Raw genomic sequence first — 729 nt, 5'->3', positions numbered from 1 at the left:
CGATGATCGCCGCCGTTCCGACGCTCATCGTCTATATCCTCGCCGGCCGCTACTTCGTGCGTGGCCTGATGGCGGGCGCAGTCAAAGGGTAAGTCATGGCCTTCCTGGAAATCTCCGGTCTCAGAAAGCGCTTCGGCGCCGTCGACATTCTCAAGGGCATCGACCTCGAACTCGAAAAGGGCGGCTTCCTGGTGCTGGTCGGCCCGTCCGGCTGCGGCAAGTCGACCCTGCTCAACACCATCGCCGGGCTGGAGACGATCACCTCAGGCGATATCAAGATCGATGGGCGCGACATCAGCGGTCTGCACCCGTCCAAGCGCGACATCGCCATGGTGTTCCAGTCCTACGCGCTCTATCCGAACATGACGGTGGCGGGCAATATCGCCTTCGGCATGGAGATCCGCGGCGTGCCGAAGGAGGAGCGGGCCAAGGCGATCAAGCAGGTCTCCGACATGCTGCAGATCGGCCATCTGCTCGACCGCAAGCCGTCGCAGCTGTCCGGTGGCCAGCGTCAGCGCGTCGCCATGGGCCGGGCGCTGGTGCGCAATCCGCAGGTCTTCCTGTTCGACGAGCCGCTCTCCAATCTCGACGCCAAGCTGCGTGTCGACATGCGCACCGAGATCAAGCGGCTGCATCAGCGCATGGGCACCACCTTCGTCTATGTCACCCACGACCAGATCGAGGCGATGACGCTGGCGACCAAGATCGCCGTGCTGAAGGACGGGGTGC

1 protein-coding gene is annotated in these 729 nt (G+C 63.8%); it reads left to right on the top strand.

Translation table 11 applies throughout. From position 1 onward, the window contains the following. Positions 1 to 95: 95 nt before the first annotated feature. Positions 96 to 729, top strand: a 634-nt coding sequence (locus A7X77_RS31715; protein ID WP_156668221.1) for an ABC transporter ATP-binding protein, incomplete at its 3' end; no start/stop codon positions are given.

This window comes from Rhizobium bangladeshense, assembly GCF_001662075.1.
Lineage (GTDB): Bacteria > Pseudomonadota > Alphaproteobacteria > Rhizobiales > Rhizobiaceae > Rhizobium > Rhizobium bangladeshense_B.
This window is presented reverse-complemented; position numbering and strand designations above follow the sequence as displayed.